The organism is Lonsdalea quercina, from assembly GCF_900107885.1.
GTDB classification, from domain to species: Bacteria; Pseudomonadota; Gammaproteobacteria; order Enterobacterales; family Enterobacteriaceae; genus Lonsdalea; species Lonsdalea quercina.
This window is the reverse complement of record NZ_FNQS01000010.1, coordinates 123,700-143,040: the sequence shown is the minus strand read 5'-3', so window position 1 is coordinate 143,040 and position 19,341 is coordinate 123,700. Positions and strand designations below refer to the sequence as shown.

17 protein-coding genes and 1 rRNA gene are annotated in these 19,341 nt (G+C 55.4%); 9 read left to right on the top strand and 9 right to left on the bottom strand.

What is annotated here, in order from left to right; all coding sequences use genetic code 11:
* Positions 1 to 142: ribosomal RNA gene (locus BLU64_RS13895) — 16S ribosomal RNA — on the bottom strand; the annotation flags it as partial.
* Between the two features lie 348 nt (positions 143 to 490).
* Positions 491 to 1,360 (bottom strand): glutamate racemase, encoded by an 870-nt coding sequence (gene murI, locus BLU64_RS13890; protein ID WP_074729093.1) that lies wholly within the window; start codon positions 1,358 to 1,360, stop codon positions 491 to 493.
* 190 nt (positions 1,361 to 1,550) lie between these two features.
* Between murI and trmA the strand changes: the two genes are divergently transcribed.
* Positions 1,551 to 2,654, top strand: a complete 1,104-nt coding sequence (trmA, locus tag BLU64_RS13885; RefSeq protein ID WP_074729091.1) for a tRNA (uridine(54)-C5)-methyltransferase TrmA — start codon at positions 1,551 to 1,553, stop codon at positions 2,652 to 2,654.
* Positions 2,655 to 2,711: 57 nt separating this feature from the next.
* On the opposite strand, the gene BLU64_RS13880 is transcribed toward trmA, so the two are convergent.
* The 6 genes from BLU64_RS13880 to metB form a co-directional block, all read right to left on the bottom strand.
* Entirely contained in the window at positions 2,712 to 3,065 is a 354-nt protein-coding gene (locus BLU64_RS13880) for a YijD family membrane protein (protein WP_026743586.1), read from the bottom strand.
* A gap of 25 nt (positions 3,066 to 3,090) precedes the next feature.
* Complete coding sequence (gene fabR / locus BLU64_RS13875) at positions 3,091 to 3,735, bottom strand: HTH-type transcriptional repressor FabR (RefSeq protein ID WP_074729089.1); 645 nt, start codon at positions 3,733 to 3,735, stop codon at positions 3,091 to 3,093.
* 375 nt (positions 3,736 to 4,110) lie between these two features.
* Positions 4,111 to 5,028: a DNA-binding transcriptional regulator OxyR gene (oxyR, locus tag BLU64_RS13870; RefSeq protein WP_026743588.1), complete on the bottom strand. Its 918-nt coding sequence runs from the start codon at positions 5,026 to 5,028 to the stop codon at positions 4,111 to 4,113.
* Between the two features lie 477 nt (positions 5,029 to 5,505).
* Positions 5,506 to 6,402: a methylenetetrahydrofolate reductase gene (gene metF, locus BLU64_RS13865; protein ID WP_074729087.1), complete on the bottom strand. Its 897-nt coding sequence runs from the start codon at positions 6,400 to 6,402 to the stop codon at positions 5,506 to 5,508.
* A gap of 260 nt (positions 6,403 to 6,662) precedes the next feature.
* Positions 6,663 to 9,098 carry a bifunctional aspartate kinase/homoserine dehydrogenase II gene (locus tag BLU64_RS13860; RefSeq protein WP_074729085.1) on the bottom strand — a complete coding sequence of 812 codons (2,436 nt, stop codon included), beginning with the start codon at positions 9,096 to 9,098 and terminating at the stop codon, positions 6,663 to 6,665.
* Between the two features lie 2 nt (positions 9,099 to 9,100).
* The gene (metB, locus tag BLU64_RS13855; RefSeq protein WP_026743591.1) at positions 9,101 to 10,261 is read right to left on the bottom strand and encodes a cystathionine gamma-synthase; all 1,161 of its coding nucleotides are present in this window, start codon (positions 10,259 to 10,261) and stop codon (positions 9,101 to 9,103) included.
* Positions 10,262 to 10,444: 183 nt separating this feature from the next.
* Between metB and metJ the strand changes: the two genes are divergently transcribed.
* The gene (metJ, locus tag BLU64_RS13850) at positions 10,445 to 10,762 is read left to right on the top strand and encodes a met regulon transcriptional regulator MetJ (RefSeq protein WP_026740895.1); all 318 of its coding nucleotides are present in this window, start codon (positions 10,445 to 10,447) and stop codon (positions 10,760 to 10,762) included.
* A 95-nt stretch (positions 10,763 to 10,857) separates the two neighbouring features.
* Here metJ and rpmE read toward each other — a convergent pair whose 3' ends face one another.
* Entirely contained in the window at positions 10,858 to 11,073 is a 216-nt protein-coding gene (gene rpmE / locus BLU64_RS13845; protein WP_026740894.1) for a 50S ribosomal protein L31, read from the bottom strand.
* A gap of 274 nt (positions 11,074 to 11,347) precedes the next feature.
* Between rpmE and priA the strand changes: the two genes are divergently transcribed.
* From priA to rraA, 7 genes are all read left to right on the top strand, one after another.
* On the top strand, positions 11,348 to 13,546 hold the full coding sequence (priA, locus tag BLU64_RS13840; RefSeq protein ID WP_074729083.1) for a primosomal protein N': 2,199 nt from the start codon (positions 11,348 to 11,350) through the stop codon (positions 13,544 to 13,546).
* Between the two features lie 251 nt (positions 13,547 to 13,797).
* A complete protein-coding gene (cytR, locus tag BLU64_RS13835; RefSeq protein WP_036153381.1) occupies positions 13,798 to 14,808 on the top strand; it encodes a DNA-binding transcriptional regulator CytR in 1,011 nt (336 codons plus the stop codon).
* Between the two features lie 80 nt (positions 14,809 to 14,888).
* Positions 14,889 to 15,722 carry a cell division protein FtsN gene (ftsN, locus tag BLU64_RS13830; RefSeq protein ID WP_071999796.1) on the top strand — a complete coding sequence of 278 codons (834 nt, stop codon included), beginning with the start codon at positions 14,889 to 14,891 and terminating at the stop codon, positions 15,720 to 15,722.
* A gap of 84 nt (positions 15,723 to 15,806) precedes the next feature.
* Positions 15,807 to 16,337, top strand: a complete 531-nt coding sequence (hslV, locus tag BLU64_RS13825; protein ID WP_026743595.1) for an ATP-dependent protease subunit HslV — start codon at positions 15,807 to 15,809, stop codon at positions 16,335 to 16,337.
* 9 nt (positions 16,338 to 16,346) lie between these two features.
* Positions 16,347 to 17,678, top strand: coding sequence for an ATP-dependent protease ATPase subunit HslU (gene hslU, locus BLU64_RS13820; RefSeq protein ID WP_026743596.1), 1,332 nt, complete (start codon positions 16,347 to 16,349; stop codon positions 17,676 to 17,678).
* A 108-nt stretch (positions 17,679 to 17,786) separates the two neighbouring features.
* Positions 17,787 to 18,704 carry a 1,4-dihydroxy-2-naphthoate polyprenyltransferase gene (locus tag BLU64_RS13815; RefSeq protein WP_074729081.1) on the top strand — a complete coding sequence of 306 codons (918 nt, stop codon included), beginning with the start codon at positions 17,787 to 17,789 and terminating at the stop codon, positions 18,702 to 18,704.
* A 129-nt stretch (positions 18,705 to 18,833) separates the two neighbouring features.
* Positions 18,834 to 19,319, top strand: a complete 486-nt coding sequence (gene rraA, locus BLU64_RS13810; protein WP_026740887.1) for a ribonuclease E activity regulator RraA — start codon at positions 18,834 to 18,836, stop codon at positions 19,317 to 19,319.
* Positions 19,320 to 19,341: the final 22 nt, after the last annotated feature.

The following is a 19,341-nucleotide window of genomic DNA, read 5'->3' as shown; positions in this document are numbered from 1 at the left end:
CCATCGGGCAGATCCCCAGACATTACTCACCCGTCCGCCGCTCGCCGGCAAGGAAGCAAGCTTCCTTCCGCTGCCGCTCGACTTGCATGTGTTAGGCCTGCCGCCAGCGTTCAATCTGAGCCATGATCAAACTCTTCAATTAAAAGCTTGATTTGCTAAGTTAATAGCGATGCTCAAAGAATTTACTGTTCATTCGTAATGAATTAACTGTTGTTCACTCTTCAAGACTTTTTCGTATCTGATTGCGATAGTGTCTTGTGAGTGCCCACACAGATTGTCTGATTAAATTGTTAAAGAGCAGCGCCACTTTTAGTGGCCGCGGGCCGCATATACTATGCATTTCCGCTCGAAAGTCAAGACTTATCAGCTTGATATTCTTTTATTCTCGACAACGTTATGTTGCTGTTGCCGGGTCAGTGGGAGCGCATTATAGGGAGTTATTTCGGGCTGACAAGCGCTAAATACAAAAACATTTCCAACCGTTCATAATTCACTCAAAAACCGGATAGAGTGGCAATTTTTCCAGCGAATCGAAGCCAAAGCGAGCTAATACGGGCTGGAGCATAACAACCTGTGGCGTAATGTTGAGGCAAAAGGCTATATTTTTCCGAATAGACAGCGCAGGCTTTTCCATATGTTCAATCAGCCACAACGCTCTTCGCGCAATCGCAGCCCCGGAATCCACCAGTCGAGTCCCATCCGGCAAGACCTCTTTTAGCTCTTCTTTTAGTAAAGGAAAGTGGGTGCATCCCAGCACGACCGTATCTGGCGGTTCTGACAATTTGAGCCATGGTTTTAAGATGCGCCGTAATTCTTCGGTTGAGACACTCTCTCCTCGCAGCTTGGCTTCCCCTAAGTCCACCAGCTCCGATGATCCCAACATTAGAATTCTGCAGTCATTAGCAAAACGTGCAATGAGTTCTTGCGTATAAGTGCGCTGCACCGTGCCCCGGGTCGCAAGCAACCCGACCACGCCGTTACGAGTGAGCTTTGCCGCCGGCTTGACGGCAGGCACGACCCCCACAACAGGAAAGGAGAAGCGCGCACGCAGGGCAGGAAGGGAAATGGTACTCGCAGTATTACAGGCAACGATAACCATAGAAAGTGGGTACCGCTGCTGGACCGCTTCGACAATGGCGAGAACCCGCTGAATCACAAATTCTTCAGGTTTCTCGCCATAGGGGAATGCTTCGTTATCGAACGCGTAGATATAGTGCAAATCCGGTAGCAACTTATACACTTCATCGTAAACCGACAAACCGCCCACGCCGGAATCAAGGATAAGTACGGTAGGACGCCCAGAAACCGAAGGAACTGCTTCCGGCGAGACCTGATTCTCACTCTGCCAATCGGTAGCCATACTCTCCTCTTCACATAATGAACAGACCGCGATTTTACCATGAACCATGGTTGTTCGTGAGGCGGTAATCTATCCCCAGGGCACATCGCGACAAACAGGCCGTCTCCCTATGACAAGGTTGGATATCCCTTCTGAATCCCCTACAATCGCCGCCAATAAAGTCATCCCGAAGCTGTTAAACGAGAACACTATGACGCCAGAAATCTTGCCCATCGAAAACTACGACGCTCAGCTAGAAGAAAAATGCACACGTCTAGAGGCGATGATGGCACCATTTTCCGCTCCAAAACCCGCGGTATTCCGTTCTCCGGTTAGCCATTACCGGATGCGGGCTGAGTTCCGCGTTTGGCATGAAGGTGACGACCTTTACCACATCATGTTTGATCAGCAGACAAAACAGCGCATTCGGGTCGACAAATTTCCCGCAGCCAGCGAACTGATTAACGCCCTAATGCCGCTATTGCTATCTGCTATTCGCCCCCAGCCAGTGTTACGCCGCAAGCTATTCCAGATTGATTACCTTTCCACGGTGAGCGGAGAGATCGTAGTCTCGCTGCTTTATCACCGGCCGTTGGATGAAGAGTGGCAGCAACAGGCTTGCGAACTGCGCGACCAACTGCGTGCCCAGGGATTCAATCTGCAACTGATAGGACGAGCGACGAAAACTAAAATCTGTCTCGATCGGGATTATGTTGATGAAGTGCTGCCGGTTGCCGGCAAAGACATTATCTATCGCCAGGTGGAGAACAGTTTCACCCAGCCCAACGCCGCGATGAACGTACAGATGCTGGAGTGGGCGCTAAACGTAACGGCCGATTCGAAAGGGGACTTGCTGGAGCTTTACTGCGGCAATGGCAACTTCTCGTTAGCGCTGGCGCGTAACTTCGACAACGTATTGGCGACCGAGATAGCCAAACCATCAGTAGCTGCCGCGCAATACAACATTGCGGCTAACCAGATTGATAATGTGCAGATTATTCGCATGGCGGCAGAAGAATTCACCCAGGCCATGCGCGGAGTTCGCCAGTTCAATCGGCTCAAGGGTATCGATCTTAGCAGCTATCACTGCGAAACCATTTTTGTCGACCCGCCGCGCAGTGGTTTGGATGAGGATACGGTACGTCTGGTCCAGGAATATCCACGCATTATGTACATATCATGCAACCCGGAAACCTTATGCGCTAATCTGGAAACCCTGAGCCGGACACACAAAATCAGTCAACTCGCGCTGTTCGATCAATTCCCTTACACCCATCACATGGAGTGCGGCGTTTTACTGGAAAAGTTAGCCTAACGCATCCGTCAGCCGGTCCTTCCGGCTGACGGCTCGCACATCAAGAGGCACTCAGTCTTAGGATGACTGACGGCTACGCAGCTTGATGACCAGCCACAAAGCCAGTACCACGCAGAGGATCGATGGCACAAAATCGGAGCCGATTTGGGGATACTTCGCCCGAATAATCGCACTGTAGAGCAGGAGACCGAACAGGAAGCAGCCTGCAACCAACTTCGGCATCCCAAACGACATATCCAGGCGCCGATAGCGTTGGCGTAGGCAGTAAACCGACAGCGCCAACGCGATGAGCGGAAAAATGGAAAACGGAACAAACGCGCTAAACAAAGCAGCGAACGTGCCATTGACGGACAAACCGGCAATCATCGACAGCACCAACGTCCCTTTCTCTGCATTTTTCTGTTTTGCCATGATGTTCCTCAGCGACTATAAAAGACTACGGCGTAGTAAACCCCTTACTCAGTTCTCTTCGATACCAGTAATACGCGCCTTTCGCAATCATCCGCAGTTGTAGCACCAGCCGTTCTTCCAATTGGCTCCGTTGTTCCGCGCCGATGTCCAGCGCTTCCGCTCCCGCGCTGAAAACAATCGTCACCATCGCTTCCGACTGCGCCTCGGCAAAACTGCGTGGGATATGATTTTCGACTTCAAGATAATCCGCCAGTTCGGCAATAAAATGCTGAATTTCCCGAACAACGGCAGCACGAAATGCAGCGGAAGTACCGGAGCGCTCACGCAGCAGAAGGCGAAATGCATTCGGATTGTTGCCAATGAATTCCATAAACGTGGATACCGACGTCCTGATAACGCTGCCGCCGCTCTTGACGATACGCTGGCGAGCCTGCCGCATCAGTTGGCGGAGCATCAGTCCGCTCTCATCCACCATCGTCAGACCGAGTTCGTCAACATCACGGAAATGACGATAGAAAGAGGTGGGAGCTATTCCTGCCTCGCGGGCAACCTCACGCAGGCTTAGGCTGGCAAAACTGCGCTCGGCGCTGAGTTGGCTGAATGCAGCTTCAATAAGGGAACGACGCGTCCGTTCTTTTTGTTGTGCTCTAACACCCGTAGTCTTACTCAAAGTGATTTGCTCTCCTTACTTAGAGAGTCACTATAACAAACTTTGCTCACGACAAAGTGCGTCAAAGTTTGTCCGTATAAAAAGTGATAATAGCGCTTTCTTCAGATAATCGTGGTTGGCGATCAAAATGCCATTGTCAGCAATCAAGCGAGAGATTAATGCTAGTAGACCGACAAAGTCAGCAGGATCGCGACCTTTTATGACTTAACATATACGGAGATGACAAGGCGTTAACGCCTCGCATGCTCAGTCATTTCTGAAGCGCCGTGTGATGTTGCACCTACTCTGGCGCGAACCTCGACCCGCAAGAATTTCGCGCCGCATAGACGGCGACGGCGCTTGTTGAAGCGACGCCAACCTATCCGAAACTGAGCACTAAATTTCCTGCTTAGCCTGATTGTCCAAATACAGCTGCATGTGCTCGCGAATGGTATCGGCCAACTGCTCATATCGGGCACGCAGCGGTGAACCCGGGCGATAAACCAGTGCGACCGTGCGCTTCGGCTCCGGTTTGTAGCACTGTAGGTAAGACACACCGTCACGCGTTCTTTCTTTCGGAACCGACAAGGAAGGCAAGAGCGTAATTCCGCTACCGGCCGCCACCATATTTCTCAGCGTCTCTAGGCTTGTCGCCCGAAAATGCGTGTCTTCATCCGCCCCGGCCTGGAAGCAGAACCCCATCGCCTGGTCGCGAAGACAGTGGCCGTCCTCCAGCATCAGCAGTTTCTCTCCGGACAGGTCCGACATTGCGACCCGCTCACGGTTGGCCCAGGGATGATCCTGATAAATCGCTAGCTTCATCGGTTCGTCGAATAGCGGCACTTCGATAAAGGCTTCCGACTCTTTCACCATCGCGAGGATGGCGCAGTCCAGCTTGCCGCTATCCAGCTGAGCAAGCAATTGATGGGTCTGCGCTTCGTGCAAATACATTTCCAATTTGGGAAACGTTTTGTGTAGCATAGGAATGATATGAGGAAGGAGATAAGGGCCGACGGTCGGAATCAGTCCGATATGCAGCGGACCAGACATGCTTTCACCCTGCTGGCTGGCCATCTCTTTCAGCACTTTGACTTCGCGCAGCACCGTTCGAGCCTGTTCGACCAACAGCAAACCTGCCTGTGTAAACAGCACTTTGCGGCTCGTGCGCTCCAGCAACATCACGCCCAGCTCGTCTTCGAGCTTGCGAATCTGCCCGCTTAGCGTAGGTTGGCTAACGTGGCAAGAATCAGCGGCTCGGCGGAAATGCCGGTGCTCCGCTAACGCCACAAGATATTCTAAATCCCGGATGTTCATGCCTTCATTCCCCTTAAACACGATAGCCCATAACGATAGATAGAATAGCAATGAACGATTAGCCCTATCAACCTTTGTAGGCAATAATACTTCCAAGTTAAGCAGGCAGCTCTTTTTTATACACCTCATTCGATACCAAATATGAGGGTGAACTTACTCAACGCCTACACCAGGGCAGAGAAGCTACAACCGGATTGTGGCATTCAGGATCAGTAAACCTCTGGCAGGCCGGGGCTAACCATGCGGGCTACCGGCACCGGATGTGAACTAACGGTACAGAATCATGCCGATATCATCCTGACAAGCATACAAGTAAAAAGAAAGCCAACGATACTTTAGCGGGCCTCTGGCCCGCTTTTTTTTTGACTATCGACTAGCGCAATCTGCTTTATTCAAAAGGAGCAGGAAGGTATCACCGTCTGTGGACAATGCCGATAAGAGATGCGTCGCGCCGTTGCACGATGGCGCGTTCGACATTCAGGCCGCAATGGCGGGACGAACGCCCAGCGTATGGCAAATTGCATAGCTCAGCTCAGCCCGGTTCAGGGTATAGAAATGGAAATCTTTTACGCCCTCGCGTCGAAGGATTTTCACCATATCCATCGCAATGGACGCGCCCACCATCTTGCGCGTTTCCGGATCGTGATCCAATCCGTCGAACATGGCCGTCATCCAGTTGGGCACACGTACATTCGTCATCGTGGCAAACCGCTGCAGCTGTCGAAAGTTGGACACCGGTAAGATGCCTGGCACAATTTCTACGTCGATCCCCGTGGAGACACAGCGGTCGCGAAATCGCAGATAGCTTTCCACGTCGAAAAAGAACTGGGTGATTGCGCGATTAGCGCCAGCGTCGACTTTTCGTTTCAAATTAATCAAATCTGCCTGGGCGCTTTTGGCCTCGGGATGCACTTCGGGATAGGCTGCCACAGAAATGTCGAAGTCGCCGACTTCCTTCAGCAATGTCACCAAATCCGCCGCGTAAAGCTCCGGTTTGCCGCCTTCAGGGGGAAGATCGCCCCGCAGCGCTACGATGTGACGGATACCACTCTGCCAATAATCCTGCGCGATGGCTTTCAGTTCATCACGACTTGCGTCAATGCAGGTCAGATGTGGTGCGGCATCGACGCCGATACGTTCCTTGATAGCTTTGATGATGCTATGCGTACGATCGCGCTCGCCGGAGTTGGCGCCGTAAGTCACCGACACGAACTTAGGTTTCAGGCTGCTTAAACGGTCAATTGAACTCCACAGCGTCTCTTCCATCTCACTGGTGCGAGGGGGGAAAAATTCGAAAGAAACATTAATGTGCCCCTGCAATTCCGCCAGGCTCTGATTCAGCGCCTCCTGATGATTCGCGTGGAAAAAACTCATATCCTTACCTCAATTAGCCGTTGTCATTGCCACCATGCAAACGTCTATACGTTTAGACGTCTATATAAAAATGGCCGAATCGGTATGAGGAGTCAACGCTTTGGGAGCTGATGTTTATTCATGCAATATGAGCAGGATTCATGTTGTTTTTATATCGACACAATACGTTGATTTTATAAATAAAAAACCCGAAGCAGCATGCTTCGGGCTGAGTTGGAACGAGGCGATGTTTCGCGATAGTATCGCCTATATCTTCACGATCAGAGGAGTTGCGCCAGCCGGTTAAGATCGGATTGGATAGCCCCGGAGGTGACATCACGACCGGCACCCGGCCCCCGGATCACCAGCGGATTATCACGATACCAGCGGCTTTCGATGGCGAAGACATTGTCGCACGGCAGCAATGCGGCCAGAGGATGATCCGGGCGGACGGCCTCGACCCCGACGCGCGCCTTACCGCTGGCGTCGAAGCGTGCCACATAGCGCAGCACCAATCCCATTTCATTGGCGGCTTCCAGCCGCTGGAGCATTTGGTCATTCAGTGACTCGCCATCCTCGAAGAACTGATCGACGGAACCCTGTTCACAACCTGCGGGCACCAGCGACTCGACACGGACCTGAGACGGTTCGATCTCATGGCCGGCTTCGCGCGCCAGTATCACGAGCTTACGCATCACGTCCTGACCCGACAGATCGTCGCGCGGGTCCGGTTCGGTCAAGCCCTGCTGCCATGCCTGATCCACCAGTTCGGTGAACGGCACCGTGCCGTCGAACTGCAGGAATAGCCAGGACAGCGTGCCGGAAAAGATACCGCTGATAGCCAGAATACTGTCCCCGCTTTCACACAGGTCGCGGACCGCATAGTTTACCGGCAGTCCGGCGCCAACGGTGGCGTTATATAACCAGTGGCCGCCAGTTTTCGCGAACGCATCGCGAATTTGACGATAATTATCGCCGCCAGAAGCCCCCGCCTGTTTATTCGCGCTGATGACATGAAAACCGTAGCTGGCGAAATCCAGATAAAGATCGGCTACCGCGCCGCTGGCGGTCACATCCAACACGACCAAATCATCATAAGGATGAGCGCGCATCCACAAGAACAGCTCGTCTTCATCACGTTCCTGCGCTTCGTCGTCGAAATACGCCAGCACACGCCCCGCATCCAGGCCATCGTGATTAAGCAAGCTACGGCGGCTGTCGACAACGCCAGCCAGAACAAATTCAAAACCGGTACGTGCGGAAAGATGAGTCTGCTCGCGCGCGAACAGCTCCAGCCAGCGGGAACCAATGTTTCCTTTACCGAACAGCACCAATCCGATGCGTTTCTCGGCTCGGAACAGAGAGTGGTGCAGACCACGGACCAGATGTTCAGTCGGTCCGACGCGCAGCACCGCCGCCAGACTGATGCTATCGTCCGATTCACAGACGAATTCGACCGGCTGGTCTTTCAACTGCTGATAGAAGCGGTGGCTATGAAGCGGGTTATTGCCGACGCCAGCCCCCACTACCGCGACGATCGCCAGACCTTCGCGCAGTTGGAGTCGGATCGGCAGCGCCGACTGTTCCAGCAGCGACCAGGCGCTGTCGACCACTTCCGAGGTATAGCAAAACTGCAGCAAGTTACGGTCAGGGTGGATGCCCGTCGCCAAGGCTTTGATCTGCGCGCGCTGAAGCAGCTGTCCGGCGTCTTGCTGCACACGTTGAAAATCATGTCCATCGCGCACCGTCACCTCAATCAGACAAACATCATCGTGACTGGTTACGATTTTGGCGCCGGTCCCGGAGGCCAGTACCCGCTCAATACGCGTCGACCCTTGCTCGGGTTGATAACTGCACCGCAGCTCAAGATTGATATCGCTACCGGATACCGGCTGTAAGGTGCGGGTATGCAGGACCGGAGCGGCCAAACGCGCCAGCTCGCTGGCCTCGTCCAGCCTCAGCAGCGGCAGCAGGCAGGCATCTTTGACTTTGCGCGGGTCCGCACTGAACACTCCGGCAACGTCACTCCAGATCGTCACGCGCTCTACGTCCGCCAGCGCGCCAATCTGCGTGGCCGAGTAGTCGCTGCCGTTCCTTCCCAGCAAGACCGTTTCGCCCGCTTCGTTGCGACTGATAAAACCGGTGATCACCAGGCGCTGATTGGCGTGCTGTGTGAGCTGCTGCTGCAACAGCGGCCAGGAGCGGCCTTCATCAACCTGCGGCAACGCAGAGCGCTCGGCGCAGAGAAACGTGCGCGCATCCAACCAGGAGGCGTCGATGTCTAATTGATTGAGTAAGGCGGCCATCAGCCGGGCAGACCAGATTTCGCCATGCCCGACGACCTCGGCGTACACCGCTTCGGTGATTTTTCCGTCGAGCAGCGCCGCCAGACGCTCAAGGTCATGAATAAACGCTGAAGTCAGCCGCTCTGCTGCGGCCTCCGGCAATAGCCCCGCAATAAGATCGCTTTGATAGCGGCGCAGCACCTGCTGCACCTGATGCGCGGAAATACGGTCGGTTTGACTGAGCTTTAGCCAGCTAATCAGCTGGTTAGTGGTGCCACCCGCCGCCGACACGACCATCAGGTCACCGGGACGGCTGTATTCGGCCATAATACCGGCGACGCGCTGATAGCATTTCACATCAGCCAGACTGCTGCCGCCAAATTTATGCAGTTGCCGGCCAGTGGCGGCACCCGCTATCCCTAAAGCACTCATCGTTACCTCTTTGCTACTGCCTGAAATGCCTGTTTCAAATCGGCGACCAGATCGTCGCCGTCTTCAATGCCGACGGAAACGCGCAGCAGCGTCTCGGATATCCCTGCTGCAGCGCGCGCTTCCGGGGCCATTCCGGCATGAGTCATGGTGGCGGCGTGGGAAATCAGGCTTTCAACGCCCCCCAACGACTCCGCCAGCGTAAATAGCTCCAGCGAGGACAGGAAACGGCGCAACGTCTCTTCATCACCGTCCAGCTCAAAGCTCAGCATAGCCCCAAAACCCGACTGCTGGCGACGCGCGATGTCATGCCCAGCGTTTTCCGGTAAAGAGGGGTGGTACAGTTTTTTCACCAGCGGCTGCTGCTGAAGGAATTCCACAATCTGTAAGGCGTTCTTCTGCGCCGCAGTCATGCGGGGTCCCAACGTCCGCAGACCGCGCAGTAGCAGATAGCTGTCAAACGCCGCGCCGGTCACGCCGATGTTGTTGGCCCACCAGGCCAGTTCGGTCACAAGCTCAGGATCGCGCGCAATAACCGTTCCTGCGACCACATCCGAGTGACCATTAAGATATTTGGTACAGGAGTGCACCACCAAGTCGGCCCCCAAGCTCAACGGATTCTGTAGCGCCGGGCTCAGGAACGTGTTGTCCACCACGCTGACCGCGCCCGCCCCGCGCGCAGCCTGACAGATGGCGGCGATATCCACCACACGCAGCAGCGGATTGCTGGGGCTTTCAACCAGCACCAGACGCGGTTTTTCCGCCAGCGCGGCCTTCAGATCCGCCTCGTTGCCTTGATCGACGAATTTCACCCGGAACGCGCCACGTTGGCTCAGGCTGTCGAACAGACGATAGCTGCCGCCGTAGCAGTCATGGGGAGCCACCAGGAGATCGCCCGGACGCAGGAAAACGGTGCAAACCAACAAGATCGCGGACATACCGCTGTTTGTCATTACCGCTCCCGCCCCGCCTTCCAGCTCGGCAAGCGCACGTTGCACAACGTCGCGTGTCGGATTACCGCGCCGGGAATAGTCGTGTTCACGAGGCTGATTGAAACCGGCGAAGTTATAAGTACTGGAAAGATGAATGGGTGGAACAACGCAACCGTACTGCTCGTCGTTATTCAACCCGCTGCGAACTGAGATAGTGGCCTGTTTGCGCGTCATCGGTGATCCCTGACTGGTAGCTTAATAAAGAGCCCCAAGAGTAAACGCAGTCAACATAGACGTCAATACATCTAGACTTCTAAACTTCTTTGCGTATAGATTGAGCATCCCTATAATAATCGCTAGAATTAAGACAATTTATGACAGTGACTGTCCTCATCACGATAATTTTTAAGGTATCTCATGGCTAAGTGGAATGGCGAATACGTAAGCCCATACGCTGAACACGGCAAGAAAAGTGAACAGGTCAAGAAGATCACAGTTTCCATCCCGTTGAAAGTATTAAAGATTTTAACTGATGAACGCACCCGTCGTCAGGTAAACAACTTGCGTCACGCCACCAACAGCGAATTGCTCTGCGAAGCGTTTCTCCATGCGTTTACCGGCCAACCATTGCCGAATGATGAAGACTTGCGTAAAGAACGCAGCGATGAAATCCCCGAGGCGGCTAAACAGATCATGCGGGAAATGGGTATTAACCCGGATACCTGGGAATACTAAGTGACGCCGTGACCGGTATTCAGAAACGACAAAGGCACCCGAGGGTGCCTTTGTTATGCGCGGAAGAAAATCCGCGGCAAAAACCGTGAAGCAAATTACTTCTTGCTGCCCGGGATGCTGAAACGCTTGTTGAAGCGATCAACACGACCACCGGTGTCAACAACACGCTGTTTGCCAGTGTAGAACGGGTGGCAAGCGGAGCATACGTCCAGGTTCAGGTCGTGACCCGCAGTAGAACGGGTTTTGATGACGTTACCGCAAGAGCAAGATGCAGTAATTTCGCTGTAATTCGGATGGATACCTTCTTTCATGGGAAACCTCTGATTAAGGCCGTGTCGCTATCCAGCCCTATTCCGCCAGACACCACACGAGGTTGAAGTTGAATTCGTTTTATCTTTATACACGCGGTATAAAGGCGGCGAATCATACAGAAATTAACCAGCCGATGCAATCACCCCCACACAGAACCTGCCGCACCATGTACACTATCGCCCGGATGGTTTTCCGCACAATCGCATTGTGTCCGGTTCGACTCGCCATCCATGCTGTATAAAGAGTTTCCCTTACGTTTCGGACGGAGATGCCATGCCTGTCGTTCAGGTTGCCCTGCCCGTGCCACTGGCGCGGACTTTCGATTATCTGCTGCCCTCGGGATCCTTCCCTCCAGCCCCCGGCATGCGGGTACGCGTGCCGTTCGGCAACCGCAGGATGATTGGCATCGTGACCGCCCTCAGCGACAACAGCGCGCTGCCGTTGACCCAACTCAAACCGCTGCAGGAAGTGCTGGATCCGGAGTCATTATTTCCCGCCAGTCTGTGGCGAATCCTGATGTGGGCCGTCGAGTATTACCACTATCCCATCGGCGAAGTGCTGTTTCATGCGCTGCCGACGCTGCTGCGTCAGGGCAAACCCGCGCATACGGCGCCGTTGTGGCAGTGGTTCGCCACCGAACAAGGGCGTGAAACCCCGCTGCCGACGCTAAAGCGCGCGCCCAAACAGCAGCAGGCGCTGGCCGCTTTACTGCAAGGTCCGCTTTATCGCCATCAGGTCAGCGACGCCCAATTGACCGAAGCCGCGCTGCAGGCGTTACGCGCCAAGGGGTTGTGCGACCTAAGGCCGCTGTCGCAAACGCCGCGCGACTGGCGGACGGATTTCAGCGTCAGCGGCGAACGCCTGCGGCTCAATACCGAGCAGGCGACCGCCGTCGGCGCAATACGCAGCGAAGACCAGCATTTTTCCGCCTGGCTGCTGGCGGGCATTACCGGCTCCGGCAAGACAGAAGTCTATCTCAGCGCGTTGGAAAACATCCTGGCGCAGGGAAAACAGGCGCTGGTGCTGGTGCCGGAAATCGGACTCACGCCGCAAACCATCGCTCGCTTCAGAGATAGATTCAACGCGCCGGTAGACGCGCTGCACTCCGGCTTGAACGACAGTGAACGTCTGGCCGTGTGGCTGAGGGCGAAAAACGGGGAAGCCGCCATCGTGATCGGCACACGCTCCGCCCTGTTTACGCCTTTCGCTCGACTGGGCCTGATCGTCATCGATGAAGAGCACGACAACTCGTATAAACAGCAAGAGGGCTGGCGCTATAACGCCCGCGATCTGGCCGTGTTCCGCGCCCGGGAAGAGAATATCCCTATCGTCATGGGTTCCGCGACTCCGGCGCTGGAAACGCTGTATAACGTCCAAATCGGCAAATATCGGCAGTTACGCCTCAGCAAACGCGCCGGTAACGCCCGGCTCGCACAGCAACATATCCTCGACCTGAAAGGACTGCCGCTGAACACCGGTCTCTCGCAACCGCTGATCGCCCGGATACGGCACCACGTTCGGAAAGGAAATCAGGTCATTCTGTTTCTTAATCGACGCGGCTTTGCGCCGGTGGTGATGTGCCATGAATGCGGCTGGATCGCCGAGTGTCCGCGCTGCGACCACTATTACACGTTGCATCAGCACCAGCAGATGCTGCGTTGTCACCACTGCGACAGCCAACGGCCGGTGCCGCAACAATGCCCAGACTGCGGCTCCACCAATATGATGCCGGTGGGACTCGGTACCGAGCAGCTCGAACAGGCGCTGCCCGCCCTCTTTCCCGACACGCCGATTACCCGTATCGATCGCGACACCACCAGCCGCAAGGGTGCGCTGGAACAACAGTTGGCGCAGGTGCGTCAGGGCGGCGCACGCATTCTGATAGGGACGCAGATGTTGGCCAAAGGCCACCACTTCCCCGATGTGACCTTGGTGGCGTTGCTGGACGTGGACAGCTCTTTGTTTTCCGCCGACTTCCGGGCCGCGGAACGGTTCGCACAGCTTTACACCCAGGTCTCCGGCCGCGCCGGCCGAGCGGGAAAAGCCGGCGAAGTGGTGCTGCAAACCCATCACCCCGAACATCCCCTGTTGCAAACGCTGTTGCAGCAAGGCTACGACGCTTTCGCGGCTCAAACGCTGAAGGAGCGTCAAAGCGTGGCCCTGCCGCCGTTCACCAATCACGTGCTGTTTCGCGCAGACGATCACGATAACCAGCAAGCCAGCCAGTTCCTTCACCAGCTGCGTAATCTGCTGGAAGCCAGCCCGTTGCGCGACGAAAACCTTTGGGTATTAGGCCCGGTGCCCGCTTTGCAGCCCAAACGCGCTGGGCGGTTTCGCTGGCAATTGCTGCTTCAGCACCCCTCCCGCGCCCGGCTACAGCATCTGCTGCGAACATCCCTGAGCCTCGTCGATACCCTGCCGCAGTCGCGTAAAGTCAAATGGGTGTTAGACGTCGACCCGACGGACGGATGACGCTGTCTTCCTGTTGATTACGCTAAGATTTTGCGAACCAACGCGAAAAACGCGCTCTTGGCGCTGTTCAGCGTATGATAAATCCACAACTATAATGCGTGATCTATTAATCCCTGCGCCGCAAGGCGCTATGCTGAACACGGTAAAAGTCTAACTGCGGCATATAGGCGGCCCTGAGTGATAGGACGCAGCAGCGGAAGCTGGCGTGAGGAGAATAAGCGTTGGACAATAAAGGCACGGCTGCTGCAACGATGAAAGATGTGGCGGACAAGGCGGGCGTCTCGACCGCCACGGTATCCCGAGCGCTGATGGATCCGGAAAAGGTCTCTGTCTTGACCCGACAAAAGGTTGAGGAAGCGGCCAAAGCCGTCGGCTATTCACAGTATGCGTCCACCCGCTACGCCCGACGACACGAAACCCGAACGCTTTTGACGATCGTCCCGGATATCAGCGATCCTTTCTTCAGTGAGGTCATCCATGGGATCGAAGAGACCGCGGCGTCTCGGGGTTATCTGGTGTTGATCGGCGACTGCGCCTACCAGCGGCGACAAGACAGGGGGTTGTCCGATCCCAACGTCACCGCTCAGGTGGACGGCATATTACTGCTTGGTTCCGACTTACCGTTCGATGCGTGTAAGGCGGCACGCCGCAATCTGCCGCCGATGGTCATGGCGAATGAATTCGTTCCCACACTGGAAATGCCGACGGTGCATATCGACAACCTCACCGCCGCGTTCGACGCCGTGCACTATCTTCATGAGCTGGGACATCAACGCATCGCCTGTATTGCAGGCCCAGACACCCAGCCTCTCAGCGAGTATCGGCTCCAGGGCTATGTCCAGGCGCTGCGACGGGGCGGTCTGACGGTGGATAACCACTATATCGTGCGAGGGGATTTCAGCTACGACACCGGCATTCGCGGGCTGGGCATGTTGATGTCACATCCAACCCCACCGACCGCGATTTTCTGTCATAGTGATACCATAGCGATGGGAGCGCTGGCGCAAGCTCATAATATGGGTCTGAACGTGCCTCGGGATCTATCGCTCATGGGATTTGATGATATTATCCAGGCCAGCTACTGCTTCCCCCCGCTCTCCACTGTGGCTCAACCCCGCTACGAAATCGGACGTGAGGCAACGCTGCTGCTGCTTGAACAGCTGCAGGGGCATTCCGTAACCCGGAGCTCACGCCTGCTGTCCAGTAAACTGGTCATTCGCGACAGTACCGCTCCGCCGAATTTTGCGTTTCGCCGGCTTTAGGAATCACGGTGCTAGTCAAACATTTTAGGGTTCAGTAACATGACAACCTGTTACTTTTTTTACTTCGTAGTGAAACGATAGTGGCACAAAGAGACTATGTCGGGCGGGGGCGTTCAGGCACACGCCGGAAAAAGACATCCAGCCGGAAAAAAAAGGGTTCCTCAGGCGCATCCAAGACCATGATTGCGCTGGCGGTTGCCGTATTGGTGACCTTCGCGGGCGGGCTGTATTTCATTGCCCATAACAAGCCGCAGGAAATACCGGTACTCCCACATCATGCCGGCGGCAAGGGTAATGGGCTACCGCCTAAACCCGAAGAACGCTGGCGCTACATCAAAGAGCTGGAAAATCGCCAGATTGGCGTGACGACACCGACGGAGCCTTCCGCCGGCGGCGAAGTACGCTCGGCCGGAGAACTCACGGAAGAACAGCGTCAACTGCTGGAACAGATGCAGTCGGACATGCGCCGTCAACCTACCCAGCTGTCCGAAGTGCCGTACAACGATCAGACCCAGGTGCCGCGCTCTCAGGTGTTTATCAAGCCGCAGACGGCAACGCCGGCGCCCGCTGCGCCGCTGACGCAGCAACCGAGTCAGAATGCACCGAAAACGGCTCCCGCGGCACCAAAAAACACCGCTCCCGCCAACATGGAAACGGCCAAGACTCCGGCGGAAAAACCCGAGAAAGCGCAACGCTGGATGATCCAGTGCGGCTCATTCAAGACGATGGCGCCTGCTGAATCCATCCGGGCGCAACTGGCATTTGCAGGCGTGGAAAGCCGAATTACCAGCAGCGGCGGCTGGAATCGCATCATACTCGGCCCCTACAGCAGCCGCGTCGCAGCGGACAAGATGACCCAAAAACTGAAAGGTATGGGTAACAGCAGCTGTATTCCATTAGCCTCCGGGGGTTGAAAACCCCCACCCCGTCCCCATTTCTAAATTCAACATGCCCCGCACTCTGCGGGGGCCTTTTTCTTCAGTAACGGGGATTAGCTCGTGACAACAATCGTAAGCGTACGCCGCAATGGCCAGGTCGTCATCGGCGGAGATGGTCAAGCCACCTTAGGCAATACCGTCATGAAAGGTAACGTGCGGAAGGTACGCCGTCTTTACAACGACCGTGTCATCGCCGGATTTGCGGGCGGCACCGCCGACGCCTTTACCCTGTTTGAACTGTTCGAACGTAAATTGGAGCTGCACCAGGGACACCTGGTCAAAGCCGCGGTGGAATTAGCCAAAGACTGGCGAACCGACCGCATGCTGCGCCGTCTGGAAGCGCTGCTGGCCGTGGCGGATGAGAACGCCTCGCTGATCATCACCGGCAACGGCGATGTCGTACAGCCGGAAAACGATCTGATCGCTATCGGTTCCGGCGGCCCGTATGCCCAGTCCGCTGCACGCGCCCTGTTGGAAAATACCGACCTGAGCGCCAGAGAAATCGTCGAGAAATCACTCGGTATCGCCGGTGATATCTGCATCTACACCAATCAGTTCCACACGATTGAAGAATTAGCCTCCAAGGCGTAAGGATCTACTATGTCTGAAATGACCCCGCGCGAAATAGTCAGCGAGCTTGACAGCTACATCATCGGCCAGAACAAGGCGAAACGGGCCGTGGCAATCGCCCTGCGCAACCGCTGGCGTCGCATGCAACTGGACGAAGACCTTCGCCACGAGGTTACGCCAAAAAACATTCTGATGATTGGCCCGACCGGTGTAGGTAAAACCGAAATCGCCCGTCGTCTCGCCAAACTGGCCAATGCGCCGTTCATCAAGGTAGAAGCGACCAAGTTCACCGAAGTCGGCTACGTCGGAAAAGAAGTGGACTCCATTATCCGCGATCTGACCGATGCCGCGCTGAAGATGGTGCGCCACCAGTCTCTGGAAAAAAACCGCGTTCGTGCCGAAGAGCTGGCGGAAGAGCGCATTCTGGACGCGCTGATCCCGCCAGCCAAAAACAACTGGGGGCAGTCCGAAGAGAATCAGGAGTCGTCTCCTGCTCGTCAGGCTTTTCGCAAGAAACTGCGCGAAGGCCAGCTGGACGATAAAGAAATCGAGATTGAACTGGCCGCCGCGCCGGTGGGCGTTGAAATTATGGCGCCGCCGGGTATGGAAGAAATGACGAATCAGCTGCAGTCCATGTTCCAGAACCTGGCCGGCCAGAAGCAGAAGACCAGTAAAATCAAAATTAAGGACGCGTTCAAGCAGTTGGTAGAAGAAGAAGCCGCCAAGCTGGTGAACCCGGAAGAGCTGAAACAGCTCGCCATTGAGTCCGTCGAGCAGCACGGCATCGTGTTCATCGACGAGATCGACAAAATCTGTAAACGCGGCGAATCTTCCGGCCCGGACGTTTCCCGTGAAGGCGTACAGCGCGACCTGCTGCCGCTGGTGGAAGGCTGCACCGTATCCACCAAGCACGGCATGGTGAAAACCGACCATATCCTGTTTATCGCCTCCGGCGCCTTCCAGGTCGCCAGCCCGTCTGATCTCATCCCTGAACTGCAGGGTCGTCTACCGATCCGCGTTGAGCTGCAGGCGTTGACCACCGAAGACTTCGAGCGCATCCTCACCGAGCCGAGCGCGTCCCTGACGCAGCAGTACAAAGCGCTGATGGCAACCGAAGGCGTCGACGTAGAGTTCGCGCCGGACGGTATCCGTCGTATCGCGGAAGCGGCGTGGCAGGTCAACGAACGTACCGAAAACATCGGCGCGCGTCGTCTGCACACCGTGCTCGAACGCCTGATCGAGGAAGTCTCCTACAACGCTAGTGAAATGGGCGGTCAGAATGTGACGATTGATGCGGATTACGTCCGTGATCACCTGGATGAATTAGTAGCAGATGAAGATCTAAGCCGATTCATCTTATAATCCGTGCCAGCGGATCGTCCTGACAACACATCAAGTGGGAGGCTATCGCCTCCCACTTGCGTTTTCGGCAACGACGTTGAGCATAATCTCCCTTAAACGAAGCGGATCATGACCTCATTGACACATAGCAGCAAAACTCAGGCCTGGCTCGACAGTTTGCGTCCCAAGACGCTGCCGTTGGCCTTCGCCTCCATCGTGACCGGCTCAGCTATCGCCGGTTTGCAAAGCAGTTTCAAACCCGGAGTCGCTTTGCTCGCTCTGCTGACGGCAGGTTTGCTACAGATTCTTTCCAACTTGGCCAACGACTACGGCGATGCGGTGAAAGGCAGCGATACCGAGACGCGTATCGGGCCGCTGCGTGGTATTCAGACCGGGGCGATTAGCCTGACCGAACTGCGCAACGCTCTCATCGTCACGGTACTACTAACCATCGTCTCCGGCCTTTTTCTCGTTGTACTAGCCTGCGAAAAACCGGTGGATATCGTCGTCTTTCTCGGGTTGGGTCTGATGGCGATTCTGGCCGCCATTACCTATACGGTCGGCAACCGCCCTTACGGCTACATCGGCTTAGGCGATATCTCGGTCCTGATTTTCTTTGGCTGGCTCAGCGTGGCAGGCTCCTATGTCCTGCAAACCGGTCATTTCGACAGCATTGTCATGCTGCCCGCGACCGCTTGCGGCCTCTTGGCCACCGCCGTTCTGAACATCAACAACCTGCGTGATATCGACAACGACCGTTTGAGCGGAAAAAACACGCTGGCCGTCCGTCTCGGCGCGCGCAAAGCCCGCCGTTATCACATGCTGCTGTTGATGGCTGCGCCGCTGTGTCTGGGGCTATTCGCGCTCATTTATCTGCAAAGCCTGGCCGGCTGGCTGTTTATTCTGTCGCTGCCGCTGTTGGTGAAACAGGGGCGCTACGTACTGCGTGAAACCACCGCGTTCAGCATGCGTCCAATGCTCGAAAAAACGGTCAAATGCGCGCTACTGACCAATATTCTGTTCGCTGCGGGCGTGATGCTCAGTTGAGTCTACCGTGTTCGACGCCATCGCTATCCCCTGATTACGGTCACGACGACAGGCGATGATTTTGCTAACCTTTACCAGAAAGGGATATACTCAATTCTACGATCCCTGCGGCAACCAGGCGTTAATCCTATGAAATACGATACTTCCGAACTGTGTGATGTCTATCATGAAGAGGTCAACGTCGTTGAACCTCTCTTCTCCAATTTTGGTGGACGTAGTTCATTTGGTGGTCAAATCACCACGGTGAAATGCTTTGAAGACAACGGACTGCTTTATGAGCTGCTGGAAGAAAACGGCATCGGGCGCGTACTGCTGATCGATGGCGGCGGCTCGGTGCGCCGGGCGCTAATCAATGCCGAACTGGCAAGGTTGGCGACGCAAAATGAGTGGGAAGGTATTGTGGTCTATGGCGCGGTGCGTCAGGTCGACGATTTGGCTGAGCTGGATATCGGCATTCAGGCCATGGCGGCCACGCCGGCTGGCGCTGAGGGCGAAGGCATCGGCGAAACGGATATCCGCGTCAATTTTGGCGGCGTCACCTTCTTCTCCGGCGACCATCTGTATGCCGACAACACCGGTATCATCCTCTCCGAAGACCCGTTGGATCTGGAGTAAGCGGATGAAAAGGGCGTGATCG